Below are 9,087 nucleotides of genomic sequence, written 5' to 3'. Positions count from 1 at the left end.
CAACTTTGCAAAGCGCAACAGCAGCTTCTTCAAGCCACCAACATCAAAACGAATTTCTGCTTTTTTGTCGGCTCCAACGCCTTCTAAACCTACGATTTCGCCTTTTCCAAAACGTTCGTGCATTACAATATTTCCAACAGCTAAATTAGCATCTGTAACATTGTTTTTCGATGCACTTGCACCACTATTTAATGGTTTTAACCTTCTAATATTTACAGACGAAACAGGTTCGTTTTTGGTAATGTATTCAGGTGGTGTTCCTGCTGTTGGTTTCGCCAATCGTAATTTGGATTTATCCACATCGCCAAAAATATCAATATCCATAGATGGTTTATATCGGTAACCCGAATCTATCGGATTCATATATTCCAAATATTCGCCATTAATTTCTTCAATAAAACGTGAAGGTTCACTATCTACTAATTTTCCCCAACGGTAACGCGATTGCGCATACGTTAAATACGCCTGATGTTCAGCACGAGTTAAAGCTACGTAAAACAAACGGCGTTCTTCTTCCAATTCGCTTCGGGTATTCATACTCATCGCACTTGGAAACAAATCTTCTTCCATCCCAACTACAAAAACGTGTGGAAATTCTAATCCTTTTGCTAAGTGAATCGTCATTAATGCTACTCTATCATCATCACCCGTGTCTTTATCTAAGTCTGTTGCCAACGCTACATCTTCCATAAATTCTGCTAAAGCACCACGAGCACCATCAATTTCTTTTTGACCTTCGGTAAAATCTTTAATACCGTTTAATAATTCTTCTATATTTTCTATACGAGCAATGCCTTCTGGCGTGCCGTCTTTCTTAAGTTCTTGAACCAATCCTGTTTTCTTCGTTACGTGGTCAGTAAGTGTAAAAGCATCTTGTTGTTCATTGATGACTTGAAAACTTTTTATCATCGTAACAAAATCTTGCAACTTGGTTTTCGTCCCCGAATTTAATTTTAAATCAATTTTATCAATATGTTCCATCACTTCAAAAATGGAACGTTTATAATGGTTGGCTGCAACTGTAAGTTTTTCTACAGTTGTATCGCCAATTCCTCTTGCAGGATAATTTATTACTCGAACCAACGCTTCTTCGTCTTTCGGATTAATTACCAATCGTAAATAAGATAAGACGTCTTTAATTTCTTTTCGTTGATAGAACGACAATCCGCCATAAATTCGGTACGGAATATCGCGTTTTCGCAACGCATCTTCCATAGCACGAGATTGCGCATTGGTACGATATAAAATAGCAAAATGCGAATTTGGTAATTGATTTTGCATTTTTTGTTCGAAGATTGTTCCGGCAACAAAACGACCTTCTTCTCCATCTGTAATACTTCGGTGGACTTTAATTTTAGGACCGTCATCATTCGCTGTCCAAACAATTTTATCCAACTTGGTTTTGTTCTTATCGATAACATTATTTGCCGCTTCTACAATATTTTTTGAAGATCGATAATTTTGTTCCAATCGGTACATCTTTACGCCATCGTAATCTTTTTGAAAGTTTAAAATATTATTGATATTCGCACCACGGAAAGCATAAATACTTTGCGCATCATCACCTACCACGCAAATATTCTGGAATCTATCTGAAAGCGCTTTTACAATTAGATATTGTGAATGATTGGTATCTTGGTACTCGTCTACTAAAATGTATCTAAATCTGTCTTGATATTTCGCTAACACATCTGGAAAACGATTTAATAACTCGTTGGTTTTCAATAACAAATCATCAAAATCCATTGCACCCGATTTGAAACAACGTTCTACATAATTATTGTAAATTTCACCCATTCGAGGCTTTTTGCTCATCGCATCAGCTTCTTGTAATTCAGGATTATTAAAATACGCTCGAACCGTAATTAAGGAGTTTTTATATTGCGAAATTCTTCCTAAAATTTGTTTGGGTTTGTAAATATCTTTATCCAATTGCATTTCCTTAATAATACCACCTAAACAACGCAATGAATCTTGTGAGTCGTAAATAGTAAAATTAGATGGATAACCTAATTTTTCAGCTTCACTTCGTAAAATTTTAGCAAAAACTGAGTGAAATGTACCCATCCAAAGGTTTTTAGCTTCATTGTTACCTACAATTTCGGCAATACGTTTTTTCATTTCACGTGCTGCTTTATTCGTAAATGTAAGGGCTAAAATATTAAATGCATCTACTCCTTGATACATTAAATTTGCAATTCGAACGGTAAGCACACGCGTTTTACCAGAACCCGCACCTGCAATTACTATCATAGCACCATCTTTTTGCAAAACAGGTGCACGCTGTGCTTCATTTAATTGATCGATGTAATGTTGCATGGTTGATATTGGATAATTAGGAAAGCAAAAATACAGATTATGAAGTGATTTTAACTACTTTTAATTGTCATTTAGTTGTAAATTATCAACAATTTTCTTTTCGTCAGCAGTAAGTAATAAGCCAGAATTCGTTTCCCAATATTCGGTAATAATGGCGTTTTTCTTGTTTATTAATGATTTTTCCTTAAAAACATCTTCCTTCTCATAAGGAACAAACTTTCTACTATGTTGCGTAGTAATTAAATAATTAGCTATTTCTACCTTATTCTCCACATCTTTTTTATCTTTTACCATCAACCCTATTTCTTCTTTTGTACTGGCTAAAAAGTATTCATCTCCATCAAGAATATATAGCGCTTTAAACGTGGAATGGAACACTTTTCCCTTTACAACTTTTAAATTAGATACATCCGAATATTCAAATCGATTGGGTTCTACAAAATATTCTAATTCTAAAATAATATTTTTTTTATTATCGTAAATAATAGTTACCGTTGGTAAAAACTCTTCGATTTCAGGTTTTGGCGAAATTACCATTTGATAAAAATCCGCTTTTCCTCTCACGGTTTTTATTTCAAACTCGAACTTTTTTTTAGCTTTGGATTCGGCTAAATTCGAAATGTATTTAAAATCATAATAATTCTGAATGATATCGTACATATTATAACTTAATGTTTTTTTAATGATTTTTTCGTTATTCACTAAATTATACGTTCTGTTTTGTTCTACTAAAATATCAGCTGCAAATTTGTCGGGCTTTTCTTTCAAACAAAAATTAACTAAACCATCCGAGTAAGACGTATATTCGTTATTATATTTAAAAAATTCTCGTGAATATATCTTTAAATTAATAGGTGCAGTAAGTTGTTTCATTGATTTGTTAATCAATGTTTTAAGTATACTAAAAGATTGTCTATTTGTAATTACAACATCTTCAATATCTTGTGAAATACTTTCTAAAAAAACAACCGTTTCTAATTCTTTTATAGTAACCGAATTGAGACTAATTTCTTTATATTCGGTATGCTTAATGTTTATTCTTGATGGTTTATTTAAATTAAATTTCACCACTCCTTCTTTATTGCTTTGAAAGTTTTCATCGGTACGAAGAATCGCAACTATAACATTTTCAATTAAAGCACCTGACGTTTTATCTTTAAATACCAATACAACCTCTTTTGTCTGAGAAAACGACAAAACAGAACAAAAAATCAAACCTAAAAAATATAAATTTCTCATTTTAATAGTTTGGTATACTAACAAATATAAGAAATAATAAATGGATTTATTTTATTTAAAAAAATATTTTAGATTTGTAAAAAAACAATCGATGAACATTGAAGTAAAGTTATTAGAAATTGCCACTTATACATTACCCGCAATTATTACTGGCGGAGTAGCGTTTGGTTTATTGCATAAATTTTTCAAAAACGAAGAAAACAAACGAAAATTTGAACTTTTAAGAGAAAATCAGCGTTTAGGGTTACCAATTAGACTGCAAGCATACGAGCGTATTGTGTTATTCTTAGAACGCATCAATCCTATAAACTTAATGATGCGTGTAGAACCAAACTCTTTAGACCCTCAAAGTTACGCAACACTTCTCGTGCATACTATTCAAACTGAATACGAACACAATATTGCGCAACAAATATATTTCACTCAAGAAAGTTGGGAAATTATTTTAAAAGCAAAAAATAGCATTATTACACAAATTAGAAGATTTTCGATTGAAGGCGAAGTGGCTTCTGGTGAAGAACTAAGAACGAAACTACTTCAAGAACTTACACAAACAGAAAGCGCAAGTGCTGTTGCTATTAGCTTTATTAAAGAAGAATTAAAAAGGGTATTTTAAAAATTTTACATAGTTTTCACAGATTAACGCAGATTTTTTTGTGTAAATCTGTGAAATTTGTGTTTTATTACTTTATTCTTTTAAAAACTTCATATACAAAGCAGCCGTTTTTTCATCCGCAGTTTTAACTAAATTTTCTACGTGATTTCTAAAATCTGATTGTTTTAACAAGGTTCGAATTTTCTCTCTTGCGAATTTTGTAAATTGCCATTTGTGATGTGTGGTTGCTTGAAATAAAGCACGAATTACTTGTTCGTTTTCAGGATATAATTCCAATAAAACCTCTAAAGCATTTTGCCTGACTGAACTTTCATTGTTACTTGAAGTATAATTTAACAATTCATTGAAATACAGATTTTTATATTCTATAATTTGATTTAAATTTAAAGCGATTTTTAACCAAGTAATACGTAAACTTTTATCATTGTTACCTTGCAAGTTTTTTAGTTTTTCTAAATATTCATTTGTTTGATTTGGAAAAGAATTACATAAATTTATCAAGGCAATTTCTTTTGTTTTATACGAATCATCGTCTAAAAATGTCTCATATTGCGATTTAAATTCAACGGGTATTTCAATCACCGTTTCGGCAATGGCTTGACGGACAGATACGTTTTGTTTCATACCAATTTCAATCAACTCTTTTTTATTTTCAAAAGTAGTGTTGCCTAATTTGTAGAAAATATATTGTTTTACAGGAAAATACGTTTCAGATTGCAAAATAGCTTTATAGTTTTCAATATCTTTTTTCTCTTTTGTTAGTTGAATATATGCCGCAACCGATTTGTTTTTTATGAGATATTTTTCAGCTAAAACCATATCAAAACCTGAAGTTTCTAACCATTTACTCTTGAATTTTTTAATATCAAAATCTTTAGCAATCATTTTTATCTCAGCTAAAAATTCATCAGTATTTACATTTTTGTATTGGTATTTTTTCAAATACTTTTTTACTGCCCTTTGAAAATTTTTCGCACCGATATCTTCGCGTAAGGTATGCAACGCCCATGCGCCTTTTTTGTAAAATGATAGCGAACTGGCTTTTTCATTCATCACTGGAATAGTATCGGTTTTGGCTGCGCTTCTCAATTGCAACGCATAATCATATAACTCGTTATAAAAATAATCATCTCCAAATATTTCCTTTTCTGCTAAAAGCGCATAATAAGTAGCAAAACCTTCTTGAAGCCAATGATGTTTACTCGATTGTGCGGTTATTAAATCGCCAAACCATTGATGTGCCAATTCGTGGGCGTTTACATTTATGTAATTCTTATCATTAAAACCAATTGAATCCACAACAAAATCTTGAGAGAAAATTGTAGAAGTCGTGTTTTCCATACCCGCATATAAAAAATCTCTAACAGGAATTTGACGGTAGATTTTCCAAGGATATTTCAAACCAATTTCTTGTTCTAAATAATCGAAAATTTGTTTAGAATAGCGATATGTGGGTTCTAATTTTGAATAATCATTTTTATCTATGTAGAATTCTAAAGGCGTTCCAGATTTGCTTTTGACTTCTTGCATCCCAAATTTTCCAAACGCCAACATTACCAAATAAGACGACATAGGTTTTTGCATTTGATAATTTCTTGTTATATCGTTAACGCCTCTACTCCAACTTATAGTTTTTTTCTCAAAATTTAATTTACCATTAGATAATGCAATAGGATTAAATTCAAATTTATCCATATCAACAAAATAGTTAATAGTAATCCCGAAAATTACTTTCTCATTTACATCGTCAAAACTCGGCAACCAATGGCTTGAATATTTGCCTTGGCCTTGCGTCCAGATTTGCCTATTTTCATCTTGACCTATGAAATAAAGCGTTTGCTTCGGTATGGCAGTGTATTGAAGCGTTAGTTTGTTTTTACCTTTAGAAAAACCCTCAAATAAATCCAATGTTTTTCCTGAATTTTTAAATTTAACCGATTTACCATTAATCATAACGTCAGAAAATACGATGTTTTTGGCATCGATTTTAATAGTATCAATAATCTGCTTTACTTTAAATTCGTATGTTACACTTCCAGAAATTGCTTTTTCTTCAAAATTTGGATATAAAGAAGCAGTACATGTCAAAAAATCAACATATTTTGTTTGTTGCGAAAAGGAAAAAATTGAAAAAAGCAGAAAATACAGCGCTTTCATAAATTAATTTAAAATCAGATACGAATATAACTATTTTTAATTTTACTCATTTCTAATTTAACAAATAATAACTATCTTCGCTTTTCATGTGTGTCTTAACACAGATTAGAGAAATTTTAATAATTTATATAATATCTTTTATCCGTGTTCAAAATTTAACTTGAATTACAAAAATAGAATTAGACTTTGAATCTACTCGATACTCCCATAGAATATTTAAAAGGTGTTGGACCTCAACGTGGCGACTTACTTCGCAAAGAAATGAATATTCATAAATACGGTGATTTAATCAATTTATACCCTAATAGATATATCGATAAAACGCGCTATTTCAAAATTAACCAACTGGTAAATAGCAATTCAGAAGTTCAAATTATTGGAAAAGTGGTTCATATTAAAACCATCGACCAAGGAAAAGGAAAATCGAGATTAGTCGCTACTTTTTTAGATGATACGGGACAAATGGAATTGGTTTGGTTTCAGGGACAAAAATGGGTTAAGGAAAGTTTAAAACTCAATACTGTTTATGTTATTTTTGGGAAAGTCACACAATTTGGTTCGGTTTTCAATATGGCACATCCAGAAATGGAATTGTTGGAAGAACACAAAACCACTTTACGAAGTGCGATGCAACCTGTTTATCCAAGTACCGAAAAGCTAAATAATAAAGGTGTTACGAATAAAGTTATCAATAAAATGATGATGCAATTGTTTTCGGAAACGCATCAATTATTTTCAGAAACGTTATCCGATTCGATTATAGAAGAATTAAAGCTTATTCCGAAAAAAGAAGCTTTATTAAATATACATTTTCCAAAAAATCAAGAACTTTTAGCTAAAGCACAATTTCGATTAAAGTTTGAAGAGTTGTTTTTCATTCAACTGCAGTTAATTACTAAAAATTTAATTCGTAAACATAAAATAAAAGGTTTTCCGTTTGAGATAATTGGCGAAAATTTCAATAATTTTTATAACAATCATTTGCCTTTTGAACTCACCAATGCTCAAAAACGTGTATTAAAAGAAATACGAAACGATTTGGGAAGTCACGCACAAATGAATCGTTTATTGCAAGGTGATGTGGGTTCAGGTAAAACCATTGTGGCATTAATGTGTATGCTTATCGCGAAAGATAACGGTTTTCAAAGTTGTTTAATGGCGCCTACAGAAATTTTAGCCAATCAGCATTTTAATGGCATTACCGAATTAGCTAAAGATTTGAATATTAACATTCGAATATTAACAGGTTCTACGAAAATTGCACAGCGAAGAATTATTCACGAAGAATTAGAAAACGGCACGTTAGATATTATAATCGGAACACACGCTTTGTTAGAAGATAAAGTTCAATTTAAAAATTTAGGTTTAGCCGTAATTGATGAGCAACATCGTTTTGGTGTAGAACAAAGAAGTAAACTGTGGGGAAAGGCCTCCCCTAACCCCTCCAAAGGAGGGGAAATCGAACGTATTAAACAAAAATACGAAACAGCCAGACCACCCACATATAAACTTTTAAAAGAACTTCAAAAAGAGAACAAAAAAAATAGTACTCAAGCTGAAAGTATTTTATGGGAAAACTTAAGAAATAAAAATATAAAGTATAAATTCAGAAGACAACATATTATTGATATTTTCATTGCGGACTTTATTTGTTTAGAGAAAAAACTAATAATTGAAGTTGATGGTGGCTATCATAACACATTAGAACAAAGAGAAGCCGACGAATTAAGAACACAAATCTTAAATGAAATTGGTTTTAAAGTAATTCGATTTACAAACGAACAAGTTGTTGGCGATATTGATAATGTTATTAATAGGATCAACACAATCTTGGCAAGCCTCCCTTCTGGGGAGGTTGGAGGGGCTACTCCACCTCACGTTTTAGTAATGACCGCTACTCCTATTCCACGTACTTTAGCGATGAGTTTATATGGCGATTTAGATATTTCCGTTATAGATGAGTTGCCTCCTGGCAGAAAACCAATACAAACCGTACATCGATTTGACAGTAAACGATTAGTAGTTTGGAAATTTATAAGAGATGAAATTGCCAAAGGAAGACAAATTTACATTGTCTATCCATTAATTCAGGAATCGGAAAAAATGGATTATAAAGATTTGATGGACGGTTATGAAAGTATTTCTCGTGATTTTCCTTTACCACAGTATTCTATTTCTATTTTACACGGAAAAATGAAACCTGCCGACAAAGATGAAGAAATGAAACGCTTTGCAGAAGGTAAAACTAATATTATGGTAGCAACTACGGTTATTGAAGTGGGTGTAAACGTTCCAAATGCATCTGTAATGATAATTGAAAGTGCCGAACGTTTTGGCTTGTCGCAATTGCATCAGTTACGCGGACGAGTTGGGCGTGGTGCCGAACAAAGTTATTGTATTTTAATGACGGATTACAAACTTTCTGAAGACAGCAAAACCCGAATGGAAACGATGGTGCGAACCAATGACGGATTTGAAATTGCAGAAGTCGATTTAAAACTTCGTGGTCCCGGAGATATAATGGGAAAACAACAAAGTGGCGTGTTAAACCTTCAAATTGCCGATTTAGTAAAAGACCGAGATATTTTACAAGTAGCAAGACATATTGCTATAAAACTTCTTAAAGAAGACCCAAGTATGAATTTACCTGAACACGCCAAATTAAAGGCTGTATTTATGGAAATCAGCAAGAAGAAAAGTATTTGGAATTATATTTCGTAAAAGATTATAGAAAATAGATATAATAATTTTATTTA

General features: G+C 31.8%; 5 protein-coding genes. 2 read left to right on the top strand and 3 right to left on the bottom strand.

Annotated features, from left to right (window positions below):
* On the bottom strand, positions 1-2,319 hold a 2,319-nt coding region (locus ABWO04_RS02605), incomplete at its 3' end, for an ATP-dependent helicase (RefSeq protein WP_353077049.1).
* A 60-nt stretch (positions 2,320-2,379) separates the two neighbouring features.
* Entirely contained in the window at positions 2,380-3,558 is a 1,179-nt protein-coding gene (locus ABWO04_RS02600; RefSeq protein ID WP_353077048.1) for a hypothetical protein, read from the bottom strand.
* 91 nt (positions 3,559-3,649) lie between these two features.
* Here ABWO04_RS02600 and ABWO04_RS02595 point away from each other — a divergent pair, with 91 nt between their 5' ends.
* Positions 3,650-4,174: a DUF7935 family protein gene (locus tag ABWO04_RS02595; RefSeq protein WP_353077046.1), complete on the top strand. Its 525-nt coding sequence runs from the start codon at positions 3,650-3,652 to the stop codon at positions 4,172-4,174.
* A gap of 72 nt (positions 4,175-4,246) precedes the next feature.
* Here ABWO04_RS02595 and ABWO04_RS02590 read toward each other — a convergent pair whose 3' ends face one another.
* The gene (locus ABWO04_RS02590; protein ID WP_353077044.1) at positions 4,247-6,262 is read right to left on the bottom strand and encodes a M1 family metallopeptidase; all 2,016 of its coding nucleotides are present in this window, start codon (positions 6,260-6,262) and stop codon (positions 4,247-4,249) included.
* A 255-nt stretch (positions 6,263-6,517) separates the two neighbouring features.
* On the opposite strand from ABWO04_RS02590, the gene ABWO04_RS02585 reads away from it, so the two are divergent.
* The gene (locus ABWO04_RS02585; protein WP_353077042.1) at positions 6,518-9,052 is read left to right on the top strand and encodes a DUF559 domain-containing protein; all 2,535 of its coding nucleotides are present in this window, start codon (positions 6,518-6,520) and stop codon (positions 9,050-9,052) included.
* Positions 9,053-9,087: the final 35 nt, after the last annotated feature.

The organism is Flavobacterium sp. (assembly GCF_040382755.1).
In the GTDB taxonomy this organism is placed as follows: domain Bacteria; phylum Bacteroidota; class Bacteroidia; order Flavobacteriales; family Flavobacteriaceae; genus Flavobacterium.
This window is presented reverse-complemented; position numbering and strand designations above follow the sequence as displayed.

Bases quoted from the DNA above. Each gene is read 5' to 3' on its own strand.
- ABWO04_RS02595 (WP_353077046.1), top strand. From the start codon at position 3,650: ATGAACATTGAAGTAAAGTTATTAGAAATTGCCACTTATACATTACCC.
- ABWO04_RS02600 (WP_353077048.1), bottom strand. From the start codon at position 3,558: ATGAGAAATTTATATTTTTTAGGTTTGATTTTTTGTTCTGTTTTGTCG.